At 55.8% G+C, this 23,958-nt stretch carries 26 protein-coding genes and 1 other RNA gene; 16 read left to right on the forward strand and 11 right to left on the reverse strand.

Annotated elements, in window-relative coordinates; genetic code table 11:
- Window positions 1–138 precede the first annotated feature (138 nt).
- A complete protein-coding gene (gene sstT / locus BHE81_RS15955; RefSeq protein ID WP_002917895.1) occupies window positions 139–1,386 on the forward strand; it encodes a serine/threonine transporter SstT in 1,248 nt (415 codons plus the stop codon).
- Window positions 1,387–1,401: 15 nt separating this feature from the next.
- Here sstT and BHE81_RS15960 read toward each other — a convergent pair whose 3' ends face one another.
- From BHE81_RS15960 to uxaC, 3 genes are all read right to left on the reverse strand, one after another.
- Window positions 1,402–1,956, reverse strand: coding sequence for a YgjV family protein (locus tag BHE81_RS15960; protein ID WP_002917897.1), 555 nt, complete (start codon window positions 1,954–1,956; stop codon window positions 1,402–1,404).
- A gap of 129 nt (window positions 1,957–2,085) precedes the next feature.
- The gene (locus BHE81_RS15965) at window positions 2,086–3,573 is read right to left on the reverse strand and encodes a UxaA family hydrolase (protein ID WP_002917898.1); all 1,488 of its coding nucleotides are present in this window, start codon (window positions 3,571–3,573) and stop codon (window positions 2,086–2,088) included.
- Between the two features lie 18 nt (window positions 3,574–3,591).
- Window positions 3,592–5,004, reverse strand: a complete 1,413-nt coding sequence (gene uxaC, locus BHE81_RS15970; protein ID WP_110246558.1) for a glucuronate isomerase — start codon at window positions 5,002–5,004, stop codon at window positions 3,592–3,594.
- Between the two features lie 480 nt (window positions 5,005–5,484).
- Here uxaC and BHE81_RS15975 point away from each other — a divergent pair, with 480 nt between their 5' ends.
- The 11 genes from BHE81_RS15975 to BHE81_RS16025 all read left to right on the forward strand — a co-directional run bounded on the left by BHE81_RS15975 (window position 5,485) and on the right by BHE81_RS16025 (window position 12,942).
- The gene (locus tag BHE81_RS15975; RefSeq protein ID WP_002917905.1) at window positions 5,485–6,786 is read left to right on the forward strand and encodes an MFS transporter; all 1,302 of its coding nucleotides are present in this window, start codon (window positions 5,485–5,487) and stop codon (window positions 6,784–6,786) included.
- A gap of 127 nt (window positions 6,787–6,913) precedes the next feature.
- Window positions 6,914–7,690 (forward strand): transcriptional regulator ExuR, encoded by a 777-nt coding sequence (exuR, locus tag BHE81_RS15980; protein ID WP_002917907.1) that lies wholly within the window; start codon window positions 6,914–6,916, stop codon window positions 7,688–7,690.
- Between the two features lie 340 nt (window positions 7,691–8,030).
- Window positions 8,031–8,693, forward strand: a complete 663-nt coding sequence (yqjA, locus tag BHE81_RS15985; protein WP_002917909.1) for a DedA family general envelope maintenance protein YqjA — start codon at window positions 8,031–8,033, stop codon at window positions 8,691–8,693.
- 8 nt (window positions 8,694–8,701) lie between these two features.
- Window positions 8,702–9,079 (forward strand): EnvZ/OmpR regulon moderator MzrA, encoded by a 378-nt coding sequence (gene mzrA / locus BHE81_RS15990; protein WP_004218213.1) that lies wholly within the window; start codon window positions 8,702–8,704, stop codon window positions 9,077–9,079.
- Window positions 9,080–9,228: 149 nt separating this feature from the next.
- Window positions 9,229–9,597, forward strand: coding sequence for a DUF1090 domain-containing protein (locus tag BHE81_RS15995; protein WP_004144860.1), 369 nt, complete (start codon window positions 9,229–9,231; stop codon window positions 9,595–9,597).
- A 45-nt stretch (window positions 9,598–9,642) separates the two neighbouring features.
- On the forward strand, window positions 9,643–9,948 hold the full coding sequence (locus BHE81_RS16000) for a DUF883 family protein (protein ID WP_002917916.1): 306 nt from the start codon (window positions 9,643–9,645) through the stop codon (window positions 9,946–9,948).
- A gap of 2 nt (window positions 9,949–9,950) precedes the next feature.
- Complete coding sequence (locus BHE81_RS16005) at window positions 9,951–10,349, forward strand: phage holin family protein (protein WP_002917917.1); 399 nt, start codon at window positions 9,951–9,953, stop codon at window positions 10,347–10,349.
- Entirely contained in the window at window positions 10,346–10,642 is a 297-nt protein-coding gene (locus tag BHE81_RS16010) for a YqjK-like family protein (RefSeq protein WP_002917918.1), read from the forward strand. The genes BHE81_RS16005 and BHE81_RS16010 overlap by 4 nt, the downstream gene beginning before the upstream one ends.
- A gap of 345 nt (window positions 10,643–10,987) precedes the next feature.
- A complete protein-coding gene (locus BHE81_RS16015) occupies window positions 10,988–11,380 on the forward strand; it encodes a DoxX family protein (RefSeq protein ID WP_002917920.1) in 393 nt (130 codons plus the stop codon).
- An 80-nt stretch (window positions 11,381–11,460) separates the two neighbouring features.
- Window positions 11,461–12,447, forward strand: a complete 987-nt coding sequence (locus BHE81_RS16020) for a glutathione S-transferase family protein (protein ID WP_002917922.1) — start codon at window positions 11,461–11,463, stop codon at window positions 12,445–12,447.
- A 126-nt stretch (window positions 12,448–12,573) separates the two neighbouring features.
- The gene (locus BHE81_RS16025; RefSeq protein WP_002917923.1) at window positions 12,574–12,942 is read left to right on the forward strand and encodes a DUF805 domain-containing protein; all 369 of its coding nucleotides are present in this window, start codon (window positions 12,574–12,576) and stop codon (window positions 12,940–12,942) included.
- Window positions 12,943–12,983: 41 nt separating this feature from the next.
- Here the strand turns inward: BHE81_RS16025 and BHE81_RS16030 are convergent, their stop codons facing one another.
- Window positions 12,984–13,880 carry a LysR family transcriptional regulator gene (locus tag BHE81_RS16030; protein WP_004144865.1) on the reverse strand — a complete coding sequence of 299 codons (897 nt, stop codon included), beginning with the start codon at window positions 13,878–13,880 and terminating at the stop codon, window positions 12,984–12,986.
- 104 nt (window positions 13,881–13,984) lie between these two features.
- Here BHE81_RS16030 and BHE81_RS16035 point away from each other — a divergent pair, with 104 nt between their 5' ends.
- Complete coding sequence (locus BHE81_RS16035) at window positions 13,985–14,686, forward strand: pirin family protein (protein WP_002917925.1); 702 nt, start codon at window positions 13,985–13,987, stop codon at window positions 14,684–14,686.
- A 24-nt stretch (window positions 14,687–14,710) separates the two neighbouring features.
- Entirely contained in the window at window positions 14,711–14,878 is a 168-nt protein-coding gene (locus tag BHE81_RS28275) for a hypothetical protein (protein ID WP_002917926.1), read from the forward strand.
- A 73-nt stretch (window positions 14,879–14,951) separates the two neighbouring features.
- Here the strand turns inward: BHE81_RS28275 and BHE81_RS16040 are convergent, their stop codons facing one another.
- Window positions 14,952–15,362, reverse strand: coding sequence for a Spy/CpxP family protein refolding chaperone (locus BHE81_RS16040; protein WP_004149907.1), 411 nt, complete (start codon window positions 15,360–15,362; stop codon window positions 14,952–14,954).
- 307 nt (window positions 15,363–15,669) lie between these two features.
- Here BHE81_RS16040 and BHE81_RS16045 point away from each other — a divergent pair, with 307 nt between their 5' ends.
- Window positions 15,670–16,134 carry an OB-fold putative lipoprotein gene (locus BHE81_RS16045; protein WP_004150939.1) on the forward strand — a complete coding sequence of 155 codons (465 nt, stop codon included), beginning with the start codon at window positions 15,670–15,672 and terminating at the stop codon, window positions 16,132–16,134.
- Between the two features lie 113 nt (window positions 16,135–16,247).
- Here the strand turns inward: BHE81_RS16045 and rnpB are convergent.
- The 5 genes from rnpB to BHE81_RS16070 all read right to left on the reverse strand — a co-directional run bounded on the left by rnpB (window position 16,248) and on the right by BHE81_RS16070 (window position 20,918).
- An RNA gene (gene rnpB / locus BHE81_RS16050) (RNase P RNA component class A) lies at window positions 16,248–16,630 on the reverse strand.
- A 32-nt stretch (window positions 16,631–16,662) separates the two neighbouring features.
- Complete coding sequence (gene garK / locus BHE81_RS16055; RefSeq protein ID WP_023342595.1) at window positions 16,663–17,808, reverse strand: glycerate 2-kinase; 1,146 nt, start codon at window positions 17,806–17,808, stop codon at window positions 16,663–16,665.
- A 64-nt stretch (window positions 17,809–17,872) separates the two neighbouring features.
- Window positions 17,873–18,763: a 2-hydroxy-3-oxopropionate reductase gene (garR, locus tag BHE81_RS16060; protein WP_002917952.1), complete on the reverse strand. Its 891-nt coding sequence runs from the start codon at window positions 18,761–18,763 to the stop codon at window positions 17,873–17,875.
- A 26-nt stretch (window positions 18,764–18,789) separates the two neighbouring features.
- Window positions 18,790–19,560 carry a 2-dehydro-3-deoxyglucarate aldolase gene (garL, locus tag BHE81_RS16065; RefSeq protein ID WP_004144873.1) on the reverse strand — a complete coding sequence of 257 codons (771 nt, stop codon included), beginning with the start codon at window positions 19,558–19,560 and terminating at the stop codon, window positions 18,790–18,792.
- 26 nt (window positions 19,561–19,586) lie between these two features.
- Window positions 19,587–20,918 carry an MFS transporter gene (locus tag BHE81_RS16070; RefSeq protein ID WP_004149911.1) on the reverse strand — a complete coding sequence of 444 codons (1,332 nt, stop codon included), beginning with the start codon at window positions 20,916–20,918 and terminating at the stop codon, window positions 19,587–19,589.
- A 392-nt stretch (window positions 20,919–21,310) separates the two neighbouring features.
- Between BHE81_RS16070 and garD the strand changes: the two genes are divergently transcribed.
- The gene (garD, locus tag BHE81_RS16080; RefSeq protein WP_002917960.1) at window positions 21,311–22,882 is read left to right on the forward strand and encodes a galactarate dehydratase; all 1,572 of its coding nucleotides are present in this window, start codon (window positions 21,311–21,313) and stop codon (window positions 22,880–22,882) included.
- 200 nt (window positions 22,883–23,082) lie between these two features.
- On the opposite strand, the gene rsmI is transcribed toward garD, so the two are convergent.
- Window positions 23,083–23,946 carry a 16S rRNA (cytidine(1402)-2'-O)-methyltransferase gene (gene rsmI / locus BHE81_RS16085; RefSeq protein WP_004144878.1) on the reverse strand — a complete coding sequence of 288 codons (864 nt, stop codon included), beginning with the start codon at window positions 23,944–23,946 and terminating at the stop codon, window positions 23,083–23,085.
- Between the last annotated feature and the right edge of the window lie 12 nt (window positions 23,947–23,958).

The following is a 23,958-nucleotide window of genomic DNA, read 5'->3' on the forward strand; positions in this document are numbered from 1 at the left end:
AATCACAGTATTTTACGCTTCCCGCCAGTCTTTCTTTCCGTATACTCGACTATGCAAACATCTACTTACATCCTGACATAAACGTAAAAAATAATACGTGGCTGGGATGGCTTGCTACATCACTGGAAGGAATGAATTATGACAACACGCACTCCCTCATCAGGGTGGCTCTCCCGCCTGGCGCAAGGCAGCCTGGTGAAACAAATTTTAATCGGCCTGGTGCTTGGCGTACTGTTGGCGCTGGTCTCTAAGCCTGCGGCTATCGCCGTCGGTCTGCTGGGGACCCTGTTCGTCGGCGCGTTAAAAGCGGTAGCGCCGGTGCTGGTATTGATGCTTGTCATGGCCTCGATCGCCAACCATCAGCACGGACAAAAAACCAGTATACGCCCCATTCTGTTTCTCTATCTGCTGGGCACCTTTAGCGCGGCGCTGACCGCGGTGTTGTTCAGTTTTCTCTTTCCCTCGACCCTGCACTTAACCACCGCCGCCGACAGCATCACGCCGCCGTCGGGGATTGTTGAGGTGCTGCGCGGCCTGCTGATGAGCATGGTGTCCAACCCGATCGACGCTCTGCTGAACGCCAACTATATCGGCATTCTGGTGTGGGCGGTGGGGCTGGGCTTCGCCCTGCGTCATGGTAACGACACCACCAAAAACCTGATCAACGACGTCTCCCACGCGGTGACCTTTATCGTTAAAGTGGTGATCCGCTTTGCGCCGCTGGGGATCTTCGGCCTGGTATCTTCCACCCTGGCGACCACCGGTTTCGAGACCCTGTGGGGCTATGCCCAGCTGCTGCTGGTGCTGGTGGGCTGTATGCTGCTGGTAGCGCTAGTGATTAACCCGCTGCTGGTGTTCTGGAAGATCCGCCGCAACCCCTATCCGCTGGTGCTCACCTGCCTGCGCGAAAGCGGCGTTTACGCGTTCTTCACCCGCAGCTCCGCCGCCAACATTCCAGTGAATATGGCGCTGTGCGAGAAGCTGAATCTGGATCGCGACACCTATTCGGTCTCTATTCCACTGGGGGCGACCATCAATATGGCAGGCGCGGCAATCACCATCACCGTGCTGACGCTGGCGGCGGTGCATACGCTGAATATTCCGGTGGATCTGCCGACGGCGCTGCTGCTGAGCGTGGTCGCTTCGCTGTGCGCCTGCGGCGCCTCCGGCGTGGCGGGCGGCTCGCTGCTGCTGATCCCGCTGGCCTGTAATATGTTTGGGATCCCGAACGATGTGGCGATGCAAGTGGTTGCCGTTGGCTTTATTATCGGCGTGCTGCAGGACTCCTGCGAAACCGCGCTGAACTCCTCCACCGACGCCCTGTTTACCGCCGCGGCCTGCATGGCGGAAGACGACCAGCTGGCGAAAAACGCCCTGCGCGGATAACGCCTTTCCCCTCCGCTATCGGGCGGAGGGGCTCTCTTCCTGTACTGCGTTTTCAACCTTAAACGGATCGATACCGCGCTTTTGCATCCGGCGGAAGCGAATGATGTTCAGCCCGTTGACGATCAGGAAACTGCCTTCTATCAGCGTCCCGCCAATGGAACCCAACCACAGATTATGCGTGACCCAGCAGGCGGTGGAGCACCACATCACGCAGCGGACGGTTAGCCCTTTGCAGCGAAACAGCGCCCAGGTGCTGGCGACGGTGCCAATGATCGGCAGCAGCTCCATGGCATGCTGCAGTTTACCCAGGCCGAGAATCAACGTCAGGAGGATAAAGACTGTCATCACCCACAGACTACGGGTGCGTAAGGAAATGACCGTGCGAAGCGCATTGAGCCCGGCGCTCATTCCAGCCGGCCCGGCGCCCATCAGGAAAAAATGAACGCCGATAATAGCGCTATAGACCGCCAGCTGTAGCCTGAAACGGCGTTCATCGCGGTTGATAAAGGTGGTAATGCCGATAAGAAAGGCGATGACGCCGACCCCCTGGGCCAGCCAATACGCGGTCATGTAAGCTCCCTGACTGAAAAAAACAAACGGCGCTTCACTGGCTGAAACGCCGCTGTTACGAGCCCGATGGCGCTACGCTATCAGGCCGATACACAAACCAAGCCTCTGGGCGCCAACGCAAATACGCCTTTACAGGGTAACACCGCTTTTAAAGATGGCCAGCTCGCGGAAGTCATTCTGCTCATTACAGGTCGGTTTACCGTTGGCGAAGGCTACAATGGCATCCACAAACTCTTCCAGCAGCTGCGGCATCGTTTTGCCGTGGAGCAGCTGCCCGGCATCAAAGTCGATCCAGTGCTTTTTCTTCGCCGCCAGCTCGCTGTTGGTGGCGATCTTCACCGTTGGCACAAAGCCGCCGTACGGCGTGCCGCGACCGGTGCTGAACAGCACCATATGGCAGCCGGCGCCGGCCAGCGCGCTGGTGGCGACCGCGTCGTTGCCCGGCGCGCTCAGTAAATTCAGACCATGAACCTTCAGGCGCTCGCCGTAGCGCAGAACATCCACCACCTGGCTGGAGCCCGCTTTCTGAGTACAGCCCAGCGACTTATCTTCGAGGGTAGTGATCCCTCCGGCCTTATTACCCGGCGAGGGGTTTTCGTAAATAGGCTGGTCGTGAGCAATAAAGTACTGCTTAAAGTCATTGACCATGGTCACCAGCTTGTCGAAGGTCGCTTCGTCGCGGCAGTGGCTCATCAGCAACTGTTCAGCGCCGAACATCTCCGGCACTTCGGTCAGCACGGTAGTGCCGCCGTTGGCGATCACATAGTCTGAGAAGCGGCCTAGCATCGGATTAGCGGTAATGCCCGACAGGCCGTCCGATCCCCCGCACTCGAGGCCAAACTTCAGCTCGCTGAGCTTGCCCGGCTGGCGTTTATCCTGACGCATCACTTCATACAGCTGATGCAGATGCTCAACCCCCGCCTCCACTTCATCGTCCTGATGCTGGCAAACCATAAAGTGCACGCGCTGCGGGTCAAACTCGCCCAGCGTCTCGCGAAAGGCCTCCACCTGGTTGTTTTCACAGCCAAGGCCAACCACCAGCACCGCCCCGGCGTTCGGGTGACGAACCATATTTTGCAGCATGGTGCGAGTGTTGATGTGATCGTCCCCAAGCTGCGAGCAGCCATAGGTGTGGCTGAAGAGATGTACCCCATCGATATCCTCAGCGCCATACGTCTCTTTCAGGAAACGGTTCTGCATTTGTCTGGCCATCGCGTTGACGCAGCCGACGGTCGGCAGGATCCACAGCTCATTGCGCACGCCGACGTCACCGTTGGCGCGACGATAAATCTGTACTTCGCGATCCGCAGGCTGTGGCGGTTGGGCAACCAGGTCCGGTTGATAGCGATACGCGTCAAGGTCGCTGAGATTGGTGCGCGTATTGTGCGCATGAACATGCTCGCCCGGCGCGATATCCGCCAGCGCATGGCCAATCGGCAATCCGTACTTAACGACGTTTTCCCCTTTCGCGATAGCGCGCAGTGCAAACTTGTGGCCGCGAACGATATCCTGGCCGAGGGTGACCGAGTCATTATCAATCGTCACCACGCTACCGGCAGCGATATCCGTCAGCGCGACCGCGACGTTATCCTGCGAATGGATTTTGATGTATTGCATATCAACCGACCTCTGGCCTTAGTTCAGTTCAATGGCGAAATAGTCACGCGCATTGTTAAAGCAAATGTTTTTCACCATCTCGCCCAGCAGCGCGATATCCGCAGGCGCTTCGCCGGCAGCCACCCAACGGCCGATCATCTGGCACAGAATGCGGCGGAAGTATTCGTGACGCGTGTAGGAGAGGAAGCTGCGACTGTCGGTCAACATCCCGACGAAGCGGCTCAGCAGCCCGAGCTGCGCCAGCTGGGTCATCTGCCGCTCCATACCGTCTTTCTGATCGTTGAACCACCAGCCGGAGCCGAACTGCATCTTGCCTGGCATGCCTTCACCCTGGAAGTTACCGATCATGGTGCCCAGCACTTCGTTATCACGCGGGTTCAGGCAGTAGAGAATCGTTTTCGGCAGCAGGTTTTCTTCGTTCTGCTTGCTCAGCAGCTTAGACAGCTCTTCCGCCATCGGACGATCGTTGATCGAGTCGAAGCCGACGTCTGGCCCTAACAGTTTGAACTGACGGAGGTTGTTGTTACGCAGCGCGCCAATGTGGTACTGCTGGACCCAGCCGCGACGGGCATACTCTGCGCCGAGGAACACCAGCACCGCGGTTTTGAACTGCGCCACTTCGTGTTCGCTAAGGGTCTCGCCAGCCAGGCGGCGCGCCAGAATGTCATCCAGCTCGGCGTCGGTCGCTTCGGCAAACAGCACCACGTCCAGCGCATGATCGGAGACTTTGCAGCCGTGTGCGGCAAAATGATCCAGACGTTTGGTCAGGGCGCTTTGCAGGTCAGCGAAGCGGCGAATATCGGTATCGGATACCTCGCCCAGCTTAGCCATATAATCATTGAAGGTCGCCAACTCGATGTTGAAGTCTTTATCCGGGCGCCAGCTCGGCAGCACTTTGATGTCAAAGGAGTTGTCTTTGGCGACAGCCGCGTGGTGCTCAAGAGAATCAATCGGATCGTCGGTGGTACCGACCATCTTCACATTCATCTGTTTCATGATTCCGCGGGCGGAGAAGGCATCCTGAGACAGCAAATCATTACACTGGTCCCAGATCTCATCGGCGGTGGATGGCGACAACAGCTTACCTGTAATACCAAAAGGTCGACGCAGCTCTAAATGGGTCCAGTGGTATAACGGGTTGCCAATAGTGTGCGGAACCGTGGCCGCCCAGGCGTCAAATTTCTCGCGATCGGACGCATCACCGGTACACAGACGCTCCGGCACGCCGTTAGTGCGCATTGCGCGCCATTTATAGTGATCGCCTTTCAGCCAGATGTCATACAGGTTTTTAAAGCGATAGTTTTCGGCAACCTGCTGCGGCGGAAGGTGGCAGTGGTAGTCGAAAATCGGCTGATCTTTGGCGTAATCATGGTACAGACGGCGGGCAAACTCGGTATCAAGTAGAAAATCTTCAGTCATAAACGATGTCATTCGCGTGTCCTCTTCGCTCCAGTGCGGGAGCCTTTCAGATGATTGACTACAATGCTGACAAAGTTATCACACCAATTTCTACAGACCGAACTGTTTTTCGTGAGTTAGATCAATAAACGTCGATAAAAAAATGACCGCCCTGGAGCAAAACACCTCGCCAGAGCGCGCCATCTCTGGCTTTCCAGGCAAGGGATAAAGACCACACTAACTTTCCCACTTTTGTGACAGCTCTCAACTTTTAAAGTTGTATGACAAGTTATCTTTCTGCCGTCGCAACATATAAACCGACGGAATGCATTACCGGTGCTTATGGCATCGGCTTATACGGAATGGATACCGACTTTCAACATAACAACTGATGGTAAGGTTCAGGCCAGAGGGGACTACCCTCCTGAATCCTCCGTTTCGCTTTCCCGGCCGCTTATTGCGCTCGGTAAAGGCCGCACATGATGCGGAAAGATAACAGACGATGAGGTTTACATGCGTAAAATTAAAGGGTTACGTTGGTACATGATCGCGCTGGTGACGCTGGGCACCGTGCTGGGCTACCTGACCCGTAACACCGTAGCGGCGGCCGCGCCGACGCTGATGGAAGAGTTACACATTTCGACCCAACAGTACTCCTATATCATTGCAGCCTATTCCGCTGCCTATACCGTTATGCAGCCCGTCGCGGGGTATGTCCTTGATATTCTGGGGACCAAAATTGGCTATGCCTTCTTCGCCATCGCCTGGGCGGTATTCTGCGGCTCAACGGCGCTGGCCGGCAGCTGGGGTGGACTGGCGCTGGCCCGTGGCGCAGTCGGCGCAGCGGAAGCCGCAATGATCCCCGCCGGCCTGAAGGCCAGCTCAGAGTGGTTCCCGGCAAAAGAGCGCTCTATCGCGGTGGGCTACTTCAACGTGGGTTCCTCTATTGGCGCCATGATCGCGCCGCCGTTGGTGGTGTGGGCGATTGTCATGCACAGCTGGCAGATGGCGTTCATCATCTCCGGGGTATTGAGCTTCGCCTGGGCCATCGCCTGGCTTATCTTCTACAAACACCCGCGCGACCAGAAAAAATTATCTGACGAAGAACGTGACTACATCATTGGCGGTCAGGAGTCTCAGCATCAGACCAATAACGCGAAGAAAATGTCGCCGTGGCAAATCCTGCGCAACCGTCAGTTCTGGGGTATCGCCCTGCCGCGCTTCCTCGCCGAGCCGGCCTGGGGGACCTTTAACGCCTGGATCCCGCTGTTCATGTTCAAAGTTTACGGTTTTAACCTGAAAGAGATCGCCATGTTCGCCTGGATGCCGATGCTGTTCGCCGACCTCGGCTGCATCGTCGGCGGATATCTGCCGCCGCTGTTCCAGCGCTGGTTTGGCGTCAACCTGATCGTGTCGCGTAAAATGGTGGTCACCATGGGCGCCCTGCTGATGATTGGCCCGGGGATGATCGGCCTGTTCACCAGCCCGTACGTGGCGATTGCCCTGCTGTGCATCGGCGGGTTCGCTCACCAGGCGCTGTCCGGGGCGCTGATTACCCTCTCTTCCGACGTCTTTGGCCGTAACGAAGTCGCTACCGCCAACGGTCTGACCGGGATGGCCGCCTGGCTGGCGAGCACCATGTTCGCCCTGGTCGTCGGCGCGCTGGCAGACACCATCGGCTTTAGCCCGCTGTTTGCGGTACTGGCCGTCTTTGACCTGCTGGGCGCGCTGGTTATCTGGACGGTGCTGAAAAACAAACCGGCTGACGATGACTCGACGCCGCTTAGCAGCCGCAAACCGGTCACGCAGAGTTAGATCGAATGGCAAGGTAATCGCCGATCAAGCCGCCTTCTCAGGCGGCTTTTTCATGCCTGCCAGTGGTGGAAAGCGCGTAAAAGTGGTATAACAAATCGAATATTGTCGCCATCTTCCGGGAGCGAATATGGAAATCATTGAACCACGCCGTCTATATCAGCAGCTTGCCGCTGAGCTGAAGACGCGCATCGAACAAGGTGTCTACCTTGTAGGGGATAAGCTGCCCGCCGAGCGCTTCATCGCCGATGAAAAAAACGTCAGCCGCACCGTGGTTCGTGAAGCCATTATCATGCTGGAAGTGGAAGGGTATGTCGAAGTCCGCAAAGGGTCGGGTATCCACGTTATCTCCAACCATCCGAAATACCAGCAGGTGGCTGATGAAAGCCTTGAGTTCGCCAACTATGGCCCCTTTGAACTGCTGCAGGCGCGGCAGCTAATTGAAAGCAATATTGCCGAATTCGCGGCGACTCAGGTGACCAAACAGGACATCATGAAGCTGATGGAGATTCAGGAGAAAGCGCGTAACGAGAAATGTTTCCGCGACTCCGAGTGGGACCTGCAGTTTCACGTCCAGGTGGCGCTGGCGACGCAGAACAGCGCGCTGGCGGCGATCGTGGAAAAGATGTGGACCCAGCGCGTGCATAACCCCTACTGGAAAAAGCTGCATGAGCATATCGACCTGCGTACGGTCGATAACTGGTGCGACGACCACGATCAGATCCTGAAAGCTCTGCTGCGAAAAGATCCCAACGCCGCCAAGCTGGCGATGTGGCAGCATCTGGAAAATACCAAGCAAATGTTGTTCAACGAAACCAGCGATGACTTTGAATTTAATGCCGATCGCTACTTATTTGCCGAAAACCCAGTCGTTCATCTCGATACCGCAGTCAACGGCGCGAAATAAGGCCTTATCCCTCCGGCGCGCCCCCCTGCGCGCCTGTCTGACAGTGAGGCTGGAGTAAGCAAGTCATATATAGTGTCAGCCTGTGTAAATCCTCTCGCCACCCATCTCCGCAATCAGCAAAATCAACGAGCAACACCTTGCAATTTCTCTGACGGAAAGTCAGGTGATTTGTTACAATTAGATGCATTTTGTCGTTCTGGGGGTAGGTATTTACTTACTTCAGTCTTATACAGGGAAGCGTTCAGAGCGCCTAAGCAGCGACCATAATCTCATAAAAATCTTGTCGCCCTATATGCCGCGCGCTCAGACGTGCCGTTAACCGATGTACCAGGAATCGTGAATGGAACTATTTACCCAGTTATTGAATGCCTTGTGGGCTCAGGATTACGAAACGCTCGCGAATCCCTCCATGATAGGCATGCTGTATTTTGTCTTGTTTATGATTTTGTTCCTTGAGAACGGGTTATTGCCTGCCGCGTTTTTACCGGGGGATAGTCTGCTCGTGCTCGTGGGCGTGCTGATCGCCAAAGGGGCGATGGGTTTTCCGGAAACCTTGCTGCTGCTCACCGCCGCCGCCAGCCTCGGCTGCTGGCTAAGCTATATTCAGGGGCGTTGGCTGGGTAATACGCGGATCGTGCAAAACTGGCTGTCACACCTGCCTTCGCACTATCACCAGCGTGCGCATCACTTGTTTCATAAGCATGGGCTCTCCGCGCTGCTGATCGGCCGCTTTATCGCCTTCGTACGCACGCTGCTGCCCACCATCGCCGGGCTTTCCGGCCTTAATAACGCCCGTTTTCAGTTTTTCAACTGGATGAGCGGCCTGCTGTGGGTGCTCATCCTGACCTCGCTTGGCTATCTGCTGGGTAAAACCCCGGTATTCCTCAAGTATGAAGATCAGCTGATGTCCTGCCTGATGCTCCTGCCGGTTGCCCTGTTGGTCTTCGGACTGATCGGCTCGCTGGTGGTGCTGTGGAAGAAAAAATACAGAAGCCGGGGCTAATGATGGTCATGAAACGCCCTTCCCTGCGCCAGTTCAGCTGGCTGCTGGGTGGTTCTCTTCTGCTCGGCGCCCTGTTCTGGCTTTGGCTGGCGGTGCAGCAGCAGGAGGCCACGCTGGCGATACGCCCGGTTGGCCAGGGTATCGGAATGCCGGACGGTTTCTCCGTCTGGCATCATCTCGATGCCAACGGCATCCGCTTTAAAAGCATCACGCCACAGAAGGATGGTCTGCTGATTAAGTTCGATTCCACCGCCCAGGGCGCGGCGGCGAAAGAAGTTCTCGGCCGCGCTCTGCCACATGGTTATATTATTGCCCTTCTGGAGGACGATAACTCGCCCACCGCCTGGCTATCCCGCCTGCGCGACGCGCCGCATCGCCTCGGGTAAGCTGCCGCCAGACTGCGTTTTTAACCCAGTCTGGTGGTTTCCCGCATTTGTTACTATGCTTAAACCTGCGGGAATCAACGCATTCACGTTCACCAACGGGAACGGGTATATCCTCCGGGTATCCCCTCAGACAATGGAAGGTACTATCCATGAAACACCGCATCGCTCTGCTTCTGGTCCTGACTTCACTTAGCGCCAGCGCCCTAGCCGCCTCTCCCTGCCAGGAAAAAGAGCAGGATATTCAACGAGAGATCAGCTACGCCGAAAAGCATCATAATCAAAGTCGCATTGATGGGCTAAATACCGCGCTACGTCAGGTTCGGGAAAACTGTAGCGACAGTAAACTCAAAGCCGATCATCAGCAAAAAATTGCCAAACAGCGGGAAGAGATCGCTGAACGTCAGCGCGATCTGCAGGAAGCCCGGAAGAAAGGCGATGCGGACAAAATTAACAAACGCCAGCATAAACTCAATGAAGCGCAACAGGAGTTAAAAACGCTGGAGTCTCGGGATTACTAATCACCATTAACTTTCGCAACACGGACCACGCTACAGGAGAACGACATGGCTAAAGAGAATGTGACTGACGACCTTCGTGCAGAACTGAAAACGCTGGCGGATACCCTGGAGGAAGTACTAAATTCCTCGGCGGACAAGTCGAAAGAAGAGATGGGTAAACTGCGCAGTAAAGCCGAGAGCGCGCTGAAAGAGAGCCGCGCTCGTTTGGGTGAAACCAGCGAAGCGATTCTTCGTCAAACTCGTGAGACCGCCGCGCGAGCGGATGATTATGTTCGCGAAAATCCGTGGACTGGGGTAGGAATTGGCGCCGCCGTCGGGCTGGTGCTGGGTGTCCTGCTGTCGCGTCGCTGATTATGGCGAATACTCAACACACGCAGGGACCGGGTCAGCGCGTTTTCTCCATTGGTCAGCGCATCGTCACGCTGCTGGTCGAAATGGTGGAAACGCGGCTGCGTCTGGTCGTCGTGGAGCTGGAGGAGGAGAAAGCCAACCTCTTCCAGCTGCTGATCATGACCGGACTGACGCTGCTGTTTGCCGCGTTTGGCCTCATGAGTCTGCTGGTGCTGGTTATCTGGGCCGTTGACGCTCAGTACCGCCTGCACGTGATGATCGCCACCACCGTTGTGCTGCTCCTTGCCGCCGCGATCGTGGGTATCCTAACCCTACGTAAGGCGCGCCGCTCCACGCTGCTGCGTCTAACGCGTAAAGAGCTGGAGAACGACCGTGCCCTTCTGGAGGAGGATAAATCGTGAATGGCCGACAGGAGCGTGAACGGCAAAAGACGCAGCTGCTGCGCCAGATCCAGCAGCAACGGCTGGAGCTCAGCGCCTGCCGCCGTCACTGGCACGAGGCGACTGCGCCCCTCGACCGCGGCTGGCATACGCTGCTGAGTTTACGTTCGTGGCTGATGGTTGGCAGCGGTCTGATGGCCGTATGGTCCGTACGACATCCGCATTTTTTAATGCGCTGGACCAAACGCGGACTCGGACTGTGGAGCACCTGGCGCCTGGTGCGCGGGATCCTGCGCCAGTCGGCAGTTCGCTAGCGGCCCTGAGCGTGAGCGCTTTCCCTGGCGCCCACGCTCTGCCATTTCCCTGTCCGTTACCGCACCCTGTTCGCAGCAACATGCGCCTTTTCCGTAGCGCGCCCTTCTCTACGACGCCCTTTACCTCACGCCATACCAGGACCGGTGGTGGCCCATCGCGTTCGGTACACTTTCGCCTCCTCGTACTGATTGCTCAGAAACTTTGAAATAGATCTACAGTTTTCCTTGCTAACAATTCCCTCTCCGCCTCGCTACTATCCTCTCCATCGACAGCAACACCGCGTAACTACGCGGGATTGCACTAAAAAACAAAACCGCCGCCCTTTGGGTTTTCTGGAGTAACAAATGAAAAAATTAGAAGATGTTGGTGTATTGGTAGCGCGTATTCTGATGCCGATTCTGTTTATCACTGCAGGATGGGGCAAAATCACCGGTTATGCGGGAACCCAGCAGTATATGGAAGCCATGGGCGTCCCGGGCGCGCTGCTGCCGCTGACCATCCTCCTTGAGTTCGGCGGCGGTCTGGCGATTCTGTTCGGTTTCCTGACCCGGACCACCGCGCTGTTCACTGCGGGCTTTACGCTGCTGACCGCGTTCCTGTTCCATAGCAACTTTGCGGAAGGCGTGAACTCCCTGATGTTCATGAAAAACCTGACCATTGCGGGCGGTTACCTGCTGCTGGCCATTACCGGACCGGGCGCCTTCAGTATTGACCGTGTACTGAATAAGAAATGGTAAGCGCACTATACTGAATGAATGAAAAAAGCGAGGAGACCACTCCTCGCTTTTGCTATCTGTAGTCTGAAGGAGGAGCAAAGATGGGACAATTAGTCGACGGCGTCTGGCAGGATACCTGGTATGACACAAAATCCACCGGTGGGCGTTTTAAACGTTCCGTTTCCGCCTTCCGTAACTGGCTGACCGCCGACGGCGCGGCTGGCCCCAGCGGTGAAGGCGGTTTTGCAGCGGAAAAGGATCGCTATCATTTGTATGTTTCTCTCGCCTGCCCGTGGGCGCATCGCACGTTAATTATGCGTAAATTAAAAGGTCTGGAGCCTTTTCTCCCCGTATCCGTGGTCAATCCGCTGATGCTGGAAAACGGCTGGACCTTTGACGATAGCTTCCCGGAAGCCACCGGCGATACCCTCTACCAGCATGACTTTCTTTATCAGCTGTATCTGCACGCCGACCCGCACTACACCGGACGCGTGACCGTGCCGGTGCTGTGGGATAAAAAACAGCAGACCATCGTCAGCAATGAGTCGGCAGAAATCATCCGCATGTTTAATACCGCCTTCGATGGCCTTGGCGCCCGGGCCGGGGATTACTACCCGCCAGCGCTGCGGGAACAAATCGATGAGCTGAACGGCTGGATCTATGACAACGTCAACAACGGCGTGTATAAAGCCGGCTTTGCCACCAGCCAGCAAGCTTACGACGAAGCGGTGGATGCGGTCTTTACCTCGCTGGAGCGGCTGGAGCAGATCCTCGGCCAGCATCGCTATCTGACGGGCAATCAGCTAACGGAAGCCGACATTCGCCTGTGGACAACGCTGGTACGCTTCGACCCGGTATATGTGACCCATTTTAAATGCGATAAACGGCGCATCAGTGATTACCTCAATCTGTATGGTTTCCTGCGCGACATCTACCAGATGCCGGGTATCGCCGAGACGGTGAGTTTTCCGCATATCCGTCACCACTATTACCGCAGCCATAAAACCATTAACCCTACCGGTATTATTTCCATTGGGCCGCAGCAGGATCTCAACGAACCGCACGGTCGCGATCAGCGCTTCCGTTGATCTGTCGGGCGCCAGTGATGGCGCCCAATAATTCAGAAAACAGATATTTACCCACCATTCATTCACGTCTATTCTTATTGCGATCGCTTAAAAAACAAGTGATTGACGGTTAATTGAGGCGTAGAAATGGACTGGTATCTCAAGGTATTAAAAAACTATATAGGATTTGGCGGCCGTGCGCGGCGCAAAGAGTACTGGATGTTTATTCTGGTCAACCTCATCCTGACCGGCGTATTGAGCATCATCGATAAAATGCTGGGCTGGCAGCGGGCTGGCGGCGAAGGCATTCTGACCACTATCTATGGCGTACTGGTCTTTTTACCGTGGTGGGCGGTGCAATTTCGCCGTCTGCATGACACCGATCGTTCGGCCTGGTGGCTATTGCTGCTGTTGATCCCGGTCATCGGCTGGCTGGTGATCCTGATCTTTAACTGCCAGCGCGGCACCGAAGGCAATAATCGCTTCGGGCCCGATCCGAAACCCTTTTCCTACTAATCTTCCTGCTCCTCCCGCTAGCGGGAGGAGCGTCTTCATCACTATCTGCCGGCAAACAGCTTGGGGATCTCACGCAGACACCAGGACTTCGCTTCGCCCATACTGTCCCGTCGCCAGGCCATGATAATGTCAATTTCATTGGTGTATTCCGGGCTGACGACCCGCAGGCGACCTTCGGCAATATCCTTCTCCACCAGCGGATAGGGCATAGTCGCCACGCCCAGTCCGGCCAGTAGCGCCTGACGTTTATCTTCTATCGTACTCACCGTTAAACGCGGCTGTTTATCCAGCAGTTGAACGGTGAGGACGGGCCGCTCGCGCGCGGTATCCGCCACCGCGACGCCGCGGTATTTCACGCGGGTAACCTCAGAGAGCGGCTCCGGCTCCTGATGGATCGGGTGATCCGGCGCCGCGACGTACACACTGAGCACCGAATAGAGTTTGCGCGAGTTAATCTCCGAAGAGGAACGAAAATGCATATCCGGTGCGACAACGATATCCGCCCGCCCCTGCTCCAGCCGCTCCCAGGCGCCGGCCAGCACCTCAGTGATAATCGACAGCTGGGTGTTTGATTTAGTCGCCAGTTTCTCAATCAGCGGAAACAGATCCGGAGTGGGCACCAGCGCTTCGGTAACGATCGTCAGGTGGGTTTCCCAACCACGCGACAGGGCTTCAGCATCGGTGGTGAGTTTATCCGCCGCTTCAAGCAGCACGCGCCCGCGCTCCAGCAGCATTCTTCCAACGTTAGTGAACTTCGTGCGATGACCTGAGCGGTCAAACAGCACCACGTCCAGTTCCTCCTCCAGTTTTTGCATGGTGTAGCTCAGGGCGGAAGGCACGCGTCCCAGCTCATCAGCCGCGGCAGCGAAGCTTCCGCGCCGGTCGATCGCATCCATCACGCGTAACGCTTCCAGCGTTAATGCTCTCTCTTTGGCCATCGCTTTCTCATTCAGGAAATTTGAACATACCGGGCAGAATATCTGGCTAACAATACAGCGTCCATACCTTTACCATTGATTTAGTGTAAAGAGAGGTCAAGAACATGATTACTACCCGAACAGCCAAACAATGCGGACAAGCAGACTTCGGCTGGCTGCAGGCCCGCTACACCTTCTCCTTTGGCCACTACTTCGACCCGAAATTACTGGGCTTCGCATCCTTGCGCGTCCTCAACCAGGAAGTGCTGGCGCCCGGCGCTTCCTTCCAGGCCAGAACGTACCCAAAAGTCGATATCCTGAACCTGATTCTGGAAGGCGAAGCGGAGTATCGCGACAGCGACGGCAACCACGTGCAGGCCAAAGCCGGTGAAGCGCTGCTGATCGCCACCCAGCCTGGCGTGAGCTATAGCGAGCATAATCTGAGTAAAGAGCAGTCGTTAACGCGAATGCAACTTTGGCTTGATGCCTGCCCGCAGCGGGAAAACCCGCTGCAGCAGAAAATCAATGTCGCAGACGCGACGCTGCAGCTGCTGGCCTCTCCGGAGGGCGGGGATAACAGCCTCCAGCTTCGCCAACAGGCCTGGGTCTACCATATCGCGCTGGAGAAAGGTGAGCAGATCAACGTGCAATTACATGGTCCACGCGCCTACCTGCAGTCGATTCACGGCTCCGTCCATGCCGTCGCACAGGAACAGCAAAAGCAGGCTCTCACCTGCGGTGACGGCGCATTTATTCGTGACGAAGCTAACATTACCCTCGTCGCCGATACGCCGCTGCGCGCTTTGCTGATAGATTTACCGGTGTAACAACGGAAGTGATGGAGTCTGTCAGTGAGTAAGAAGAAAAACAGAAAAAAGGCGTCACCAACGCCGTTAGCCCCGGTGCAACCGCAAGTCGCCGGGGCCGCCAGCTTTGGTTATGATGAGATGCTTAGCGAACTGGAAGCCATTGTTGCCGAAGCGGAGATCCGCCTGCGGGATGAAGAAAGTCTCGCCTGAAACGGCAAAATGGCTGGGTTGATTTTCATTAATGGCCTGAAGAAGATATCGGCCCCGCGAGGGGCCGATGGCATTATTCACTCAGCGCGTCGGCAAGATCTTTTTTCACCTGCGTGCGCTGCTCCGGCGTCAGTACCTTATTCACCTCAAAATAGTACTTCACGCGGTAATAACGCACCTGCTGATCAATCTTGCTGAAGGCCGCCAGCTGATCGTTGACCGCTTTTTCATCCCATTTACCGGAATCAATTACGTTTATCAGAGCCCCGTCTTTAATTTCCTGTTGGGAAATCTGCTGGACATTACTCTCCAACTGCTGATGCAGGCTTTTAATTTTCGCGACCTGATCGTTGGTAAGTTTTAAGTGCTGAACAATAGGATCCTGCGCCGGTGCTGGCGCCGCCTTAACGTCTGCGGCCTGAGCCGTGATAGAGAAACCGGTGGTCAACAGCGTGGCAAAGGCAATACGGGTTATCAATTTCATTTTTTTTCCTGAAGTAAAGGTGGCAGAAATAGCGGATTATTATTTTACAGGGCGCAGTGAATAAATGTAAAAAATGATAGCCAAACATTATATATATCCACAGCACTAATATACTTCACTAAAACATATAAAATATGAATACCGTGTTAACTTATATAGTTGACGCCCTAACATCACCAGGTTTTATTTTAATTTCAACAGCAGGCAAAATATTTGACAGTGGTGACTTTTCCTTTAATTTAATTAGCGCATATTACGTTATCCAGCGCATCAAGGATATCATTTAAAAATAGATAAGGAAATTGAGATGTTATTACGTTTTCGCGTATTACCGCTGGTTTTTGTCATCTCGCTGTTAAGCGGCTGCGGCCTGGCTTCTAAAGCCTTTTATTCCGCGGGAGACAAATTATTTCAACCCGGAGATGACGCCGTCGCTTCGATGCAGACGTATTCAGTGGCTCAGTTCCTGCAGCCGTTTACTCTCAACCCGGCGAAGGCCAGCAGCGATTATCTGGGTAAATGGGTCAAGGTACGCGGGGTGATTGTCGACATTCGTCGGAAGAGCGGTATCGCCGGCAGCTACTATTTTATCGTGACCATGCGAGATGAACAGAATAAAACGGATAAACGTCTTACCTTTAATTTTGGCTCGCATAACAGCGCAGACGTAGAGGCTTTAAGCAACGGCAGCGTCGCTACGATCGTCGGCCAGGTTCATCAGGTGCAAGATTCCACGATCCCGACGCTACAGAATCCTAAGGTGGTTAAATAACGGTAGCTGACAGATAAGCCGCGTTCTTTTGGTATAGCGTCGTGGACAGTCATTCATCCTTTCTCCGCTATTCGAATAGCAAAAACCCCGCCGGAGCGGGGTTTTTGCGTAAAAGGTGAAACTGACCGATAAGCCGGGTTCTGTCGTGGACAGTCATTCATCTAGGCCAGCAATCGCTCACTGGCTCAAGCAGCCTACCCGGGTTCAGTACGGGCCGTACCTTATGAACCCCTATTTGGCCTTGCTCCGGGTGGAGTTTACCGTGCCGCGGACTGTTACCAGCCGCGCGGTGCGCTCTTACCGCACCCTTTCACCCTTACCTGATCCCGCTTGCGCGGGCCATCGGCGGTTTGCTCTCTGTTGCACTGGTCGTGGGCTGTGACACCCCCCAGGCGTTACCTGGCACCTTGCCCTATGGAGCCCGGACTTTCCTCCCCTCCGCCCGTCTCCCCCCGAAGGAGGACGACGACGAAGCGGCGACTGTCTGGTCAGCTTCGGCGCGCAGTATAGAGGGTTTACCGCCCGTTGTCATCCCTCAGTGGTCATCCCAACCTGCAGGGTGGCAGCAATATTACGCGACGCGCGGTAAATATTATCAAACGCCCCGCGAAATGCCTCTTCCAGCGTCGAAACGGAAGTTAACACGCTGAATACGGCATCGATACCGTGCTGGTGAACCACGCCGACATCGTGAGTCAGGCTGCCAGCAATACCGATCACCGGCTTACGGTATTTCTTCGCCACCTGGGCCACCCCCACCGGCACCTTACCGTGAACAGACTGGCTATCGAGCCGCCCTTCCCCGGTGACCACCAGTGAGCAGTCATGGATCTGCTCTTCCAGCTTCAGCGCCTCGGTAACGATCTCAATCCCGCTGCGCAGCTCCGCATTGAGAAAGGCCATCAGCGCCGCGCCCATGCCGCCGGCCGCTCCCGCGCCGGGGATCGACTTCACGTCCACCTGCAGCGACGTCTTAATGACGTCGGCATAATGCGCCAGATTACGATCCAGCTCGACGATCATCGCCTCGGTCGCCCCTTTCTGTGGGCCAAAGATCCGCGACGCCCCACGCTCGCCCACCAGCGGATTGGTAACATCGCAGGCCACGTGGATCATCCTGTCACGTAAGCGCGGATCGATGGCGGAAAGATCGATCCGGCTCAGACGGCTCAAACTGCCCCCGCCATGGCCGATCTCTTGTCCCTCGGCGTCACAGAGGCGGGCGCCTAGCGCCTGCATCATACCCGCCCCACCGTCGTTGGTCGCACTACCGCCGATGCCGATAATGATCCGTTCCGCACCATGCTCCAGCGCCTGTAATATTAGCTCCCCGGTACCCCGTGAAGTGGTGATGAGCGGGTTACGTTTGTCGGGCGGAACGAGCCCCAGACCGCTGGCTGCCGCCATCTCAATAAACGCGGTGACGCCGTCGCCGGACATGCCCCAGCAGGCCTTCACTCTCTCACCCAGCGGACCCGTTACCCATGCGAAATGTTCCTTTCCCTGCGTGGCGGCAATCATGGCTTCCACCGTCCCCTCGCCGCCGTCGGCGACGGGCAGGGAAACATACTGTGCATCAGGGAAAATTTCCCGAAATCCTTTTTCTATCGCCTGAGCTACCTCGCTGGCAGAAAGGCTTTCTTTGTAAGAGTCTGGGGCAATGACGATTTTCATAATTTTGTAGCCTGACAGTGCCGCGCAAGGCAAGCATAACAGGGCGCGCAGGGCGCCCTTCTTGTTAGCGAGTGACTTCCACTTTCGCCAGTTTTTCGTAATAGCACGCCAGCGCGCTATGGTCTGCAGTGCCGAGACCGTCCGCGCGCAGCGCCTGCATCATCTCCATCACCGCCGCCGTCAGCGGCAGTTGGGCGCCCACGCCGTGTGAGGTATCCAACGCATTGGCCAGATCTTTAATATGCAGGTCGATACGGAAACCCGGTTTGAAGTTACGGTCCATCACCATCGGGGCTTTGGCATCCAGCACGGTACTGCCCGCCAGACCGCCGCGAATAGCCTGATAAACCAGATCCGGATTGACGCCGGCTTTAGTCGCCAGGGTCAGCGCTTCAGACATCGCCGCGATGTTCAGCGCGACAATCACCTGGTTAGCCAGTTTGGTGACGTTGCCCGCGCCAATATCGCCGGTATGCACTACGGAGCCGGCCATCGCTTTCATCAGATCGTAGTATTTATCGAAGATCGCTTTATCGCCGCCGACCATGACCGACAGCGTGCCGTCGATGGCTTTCGGTTCGCCGCCGCTCACCGGCGCATCCAGCATATCAATACCTTTGGCTTTCAGCGCTTCGCTGATTTCCCGACTCGCCAGCGGCGCAATGGAGCTCATATCGATCACCACGGTGCCCGGTTTCGCCCCTTCAATAATGCCGTTTTCACCCAGCGCCACCTCTTTAACATGCGGAGAGTTCGGCAGCATGGTGATGATCACCTCGCACTGTTCGGCAATCGCTTTCGGCGTCGTCGCGGTCTCAGCGCCAGCGGCGATCACGTCGGCAATCGCTTCCGGGTTACGGTCAGACACCACCAGCGAGTAACCCGCTTTCAGCAAATTTTTGCTCATCGGTTTGCCCATAATGCCAAGACCGATAAAACCTACTTTGATTGTCATAATGTTCTCTCTCTTCATCCTGGTGATTATTTTTTAAACGCGTCGGCAAGTTTCTGGGTTGCAGAACGGAAGACGCCCAGATCGCTGCCAACGGCGACGAAGGTCGCGCCCCATTCCAGATAGCGGCGCGCATCGGCTTCCACTGGCGCCAGAATGCCGCTTGGCTTACCGTGCTTCTTCGCGCTGGCGAAGATATGTTGGATAGCGCGCTGCACCTCAGGATGGGAGGCATTGCCCAAATGGCCTAAGGCGGCGGCCAGGTCGCTCGGGCCGACAAACACACCGTCCACGCCCTCGGTCGCGGCAATCGCCTCGACGTTGTCCACTCCGGTCTGGCTCTCAATCTGCACCAGAATGGAAATGTTCTTGTTGGACTGGGCGAAGTAGTCCGGCACGGTGCCAAACATATTGCCGCGGTGGGAAACGGAGACCCCGCGGATCCCTTCCGGCGGATAACGGGTCGAAGCCACCGCCTGCGCCGCCTGTTCAGCCGTCTCGACAAACGGCACCAGGAAGTTATAGAAGCCGATGTCCAGCATGCGCTTGATGATGATGGGTTCATTGGTCGGCACACGGACTACCTGCGCGCTGGAGCTACCTTTCAGGGCCATCAGCTGCGGAATGAGCGTGGTGACGTCGTTTGGCGCGTGTTCCGCATCCAGCACCAGCCAGTCGAACCCCGCCAGACCCAGCACCTCGGTGCTAATCGGGTTAGCCAAAGCGCACCAGCAGCCAATCTGCACCTGATGCGCCGCCAGCGCGGCCTTAAATTTGTTCGGAAAAATTGCGTTATCCATGATTTTTACCTTGCGTTAATCGTTGCTTACTTCTGCAATTCCATACGTTTGATATCGCCAACCACAAACAGGTAGCAGACCATCATCATCAGCGCGGAGCCGCCAACAAAAATCAGTGCGCCATTAAATGAGTGCAGTTCGCTCACGATGTAGCCAATAACCAGCGGCGTGGCGATCGAGGCCACATTGCCAAAGACGTTGAATACCCCGCCGCACAGGCCAACAATCTCCTTCGGCGCGACATCCGAGATGACCGGCCAGCCCAGCGCGCCAAAGCCTTTGCCAAAGAACGCCAGCGCCATCAGCGTAATGACCAGCGGCGTGCTGGCCGTGTAGTTACACAGGATGATGGACGACGCCAGCAGCATTCCCAGCACAATGGGCAGCTTACGCGCAAAAGTCAGCGTGCAGCCGCGGCCAATCAGATAATCCGAAAACAGCCCGCCCAGTACGCCGCCAGCAAAGCCAAACAGCGCCGGAATCGAAGCCACAAACCCCACTTTCAGAATCGACATTCCCTTGTCCTGCACGAGGTAGATCGGAAACCACGTCAGGAAGAACCATGTAATGGTATTCAGGAAATACTGACCGAAAAATACGCCTAACATCATTCGGTTAGTCAGCAACTGGCGGATATAGTCCATCTTCGGCCCGGCCGCCGGGGTGGCCTCTTTTTTATGGTCCATATCGACCACTGCGCCGCCTTCTGAGATATATTTCAGCTCCGCGGCGGACATTCGCGGATGATCGGTGGGGTTATGCACAAACTTCACCCAGATGATGGTGAGCACAAACCCTATTATCCCCATCACGGTAAAGACATGTTCCCAGCCCAGCGCGAAGGTCAGCCAGCCGAGCAGCGGCGAGAACAGAGCCAGCGAGAAGTACTGAGCGGCATTAAAGATAGCTGAAGCCGTACCCCGCTCTTTGGCCGGAAACCAGGCCGCCACAATGCGGGCGTTGGCGGGAAACGAGGGCGCTTCGGAAAAGCCCAGCATAAAACGCATAAAGAACATGGAGACCCCGGCCCAGGCGAGCGGGAACACATCAATAAAGCCTTGCAGGAAGGTAAACAGTGACCAGAAAAACAGACTGTATGAATAAACCTTTTTCGAGCCAAATTTATCCAGCAGCCAGCCGCCAGGGATCTGCATCAGCAGATAAGCCCAGCCGAAGGCGGAAAAAATGTATCCCATCGACACCGCGCTGAGCCCCAGCTCTTTCGCAACTTCAGTACCGGCGATAGACAAGGTCGCGCGGTCGCCATAGTTCACTGCCGTCACCACAAATATCATCAACAGAATTAAATAGCGGGTCGGTATTCCTTTTTTTTCATCTAATGTAGAATCCAGAATCATTTAGACATTCCTCGGGCACAGAACACCTTTTATAATTGTTTTAAGTGGCTTCTGATTTATTTAAAAGACGATATTGAAACTGTCTATTCGCATATCGATCACCTCAAAAACATGACTCAGTATAATCAGCACGCCCCCGCCAGACACTATGCATACCCACAATATAAAGTTATTATTTAAAGCCATAATTGTGCTTATGCCATAAGTCATGGGCGCTAATCCACACTTCTTACGATTGCCTGCCCTGCAGAGGTTAGCGTCATAAAAAGGAGTGATGCCGATCACATTTTAAAATCAACTCAGCTGACATCCTTTATTCCATCATACTGATACGTAGCAAATGAATTAACGTTTTATTTTATTATTAGCACCTGTTTGGAGATGACTGGACAATGGCTGACATTGCAATTCGACAACAATCGCCGACCGCGTTTTATATTAAAGTTGACCCGACAGATAATGTGGCGATTATTGTCAACGATCGCGGCTTAACCGCCGGAACGCGTTTCCCGGACGGCCTGACGCTCGTCGAGCATATCCCGCAGGGTCACAAAGTTGCCCTGGTGGATATCCCCGCCCATGGTGAAATCATCCGCTACGGCGAAGTCATTGGCTATGCCGTACGCGATATCCCGCAGGGAAGCTGGATTGACGAGTCGCTGGTGGAGCTGCCCACCGCCCCGCCGCTGAATACCCTGCCGCTGGCCACTAAAGTGCCTGAACCGCTACCGCCGCTGGAAGGTTACACCTTCGAAGGCTACCGCAATGCTGACGGCAGCGTGGGTACCAAGAATCTGCTGGGTATTACCACCAGCGTGCACTGCGTCGCTGGCGTGGTCGATTACGTGGTGAAAATCATTGAACGCGACCTGCTGCCAAACTATCCCAACGTCGATGGCGTGGTGGGCCTGAATCATCTCTACGGCTGCGGCGTGGCGATTAATGCGCCGGCGGCGGTAGTGCCGATTCGCACCATTCATAATATCGCCCTCAACCCAAACTTCGGCGGCGAGGTGATGGTCATTGGCCTCGGCTGTGAGAAGCTGCAGCCGGAACGCCTGCTGCAGGGCACGGAAGACGTCAAAAGTATCCCGGTGGACAGCGCCAGCATCGTCAGCCTGCAGGATGAAAAGCATGTTGGTTTTAAATCGATGGTCGATGACATTCTGCAGGTCGCCGAGCGCCACCTGGCGAAACTGAACCAGCGCCAGCGGGAAACCTGCCCGGCCTCTGAGCTGGTGGTCGGGATGCAGTGCGGCGGCAGCGACGCCTTTTCAGGCGTGACCGCCAACCCGGCGGTAGGTTACGCGTCCGACCTGCTGGTGCGCTGCGGCGCGACGGTGATGTTCTCAGAAGTGACCGAAGTACGCGACGCCATTCATCTGTTGACGCCGCGGGCGATTAACGAAGAGGTCGGTAAACGTCTGCTGGAAGAGATGGCCTGGTACGATAACTATCTTGATATGGGCAAAACCGACCGCAGCGCCAACCCCTCCCCCGGCAACAAGAAAGGCGGTCTGGCCAACGTGGTGGAAAAAGCGCTGGGGTCGATTGCCAAATCAGGGAAAAGCGCCATCGTTGAGGTGCTCTCTCCGGGGCAGCGTCCGACCAAACGCGGCCTCATTTACGCCGCAACCCCCGCCAGCGATTTTGTCTGCGGCACCCAGCAGGTAGCCTCTGGCATCACGGTGCAGGTATTCACCACCGGTCGCGGTACGCCGTACGGACTGATGGCGGTACCGGTGATAAAAATGGCGACCCGTACCGAGCTGGCCAACCGCTGGTATGACTTAATGGACATTAACGCCGGGACCATCGCCACTGGCGAAGAGACGATTGAGGATGTCGGGCGGAAGCTGTTCGAATTTATTCTCGACGTCGCCAGCGGACGCAAAAAAACCTTCTCCGATCAATGGGGCCTGCACAACCAGCTGGCGGTATTTAACCCGGCGCCGGTAACCTGATCGAGAGCGTAAGGATTTAACCACTTTTAGCCCGGATCTATCCGGGCTTGTTGGTTAGGGATGCTGGGCGGCAAGAAAAGCGATTCTGCCCTTTTCTTCCGACATTTTTTCCGACATTTCTTCCGACATGTGGGAGGACGCTCAAGCAGCTCTTCACTATCTGAAGGGCTGCTTGCCAGGCTTCAATTGGGTTTACAGGATCACTCCCCCTGCTGCTCCAGGGCGTACTTATACAACGCGTTTTTCTTCACGCCGTGGATTTCCGCGGCCAGCGCGGCGGCTTTCTTCAGCGGCAGCTCCGCCTGCAGCAGCGCCAGAGTACGCAGCGCGGCCGCCGGCAGCGCCTCTTCCTGAGCCTTGAAACCTTCGACGATCAGCACCATCTCGCCTTTGCGACGGTTTTCATCTTCCTTCACCCACGCCACCAGCTCACCAATCGGCGCGCCATGGATCGACTCCCAGGTTTTGGTCAGCTCACGAGCCAGCACCACATAGCGGGATTCTCCCAGTACCGCGCAGATATCCTCCAGACTCTCCACCAGACGGTGGGTCGACTCATAGAAAATAAGGGTGCGCGGCTCTTCTTCCAGCGCTTTCAGGGTATCGCGGCGGCCTTTCGATTTCGCCGGCAGGAAGCCTTCATAACAGAAACGGTCGGAAGGCAGGCCGGCGGCGCTCAGGGCGGCGATAGCCGCACAGGGGCCCGGCAGCGGCACCACGCGAATATTCGCTTCGCGGCAGGTGCGCACCAGATGGTAACCAGGATCGTTAATCAGCGGCGTGCCGGCATCGGAAACCAGCGCGATGTTTTGCCCTTCTTTCAGTTTGGCAAGCAGGGTTTCCGCCTTTTGCTGCTCATTATGGTCGTGAAGCGCAAACAAACGGGCGTTTATCGCAAAATGTTGCAGCAGCAAACCGGTATGACGGGTATCTTCCGCTGCAATTAAATCAACGGCTTGCAGCACTTCCAGTGCACGCTGCGTGATATCAGACAGATTTCCTATCGGAGTGGGCACAATATAGAGCTGCCCCTGAGAATTATCCGCTGATTCGTGTTGTTTCATTGTCTCGTCCGT

This window comes from Klebsiella sp. AqSCr, assembly GCF_008452795.1.
GTDB lineage: Bacteria > Pseudomonadota > Gammaproteobacteria > Enterobacterales > Enterobacteriaceae > Klebsiella > Klebsiella pneumoniae.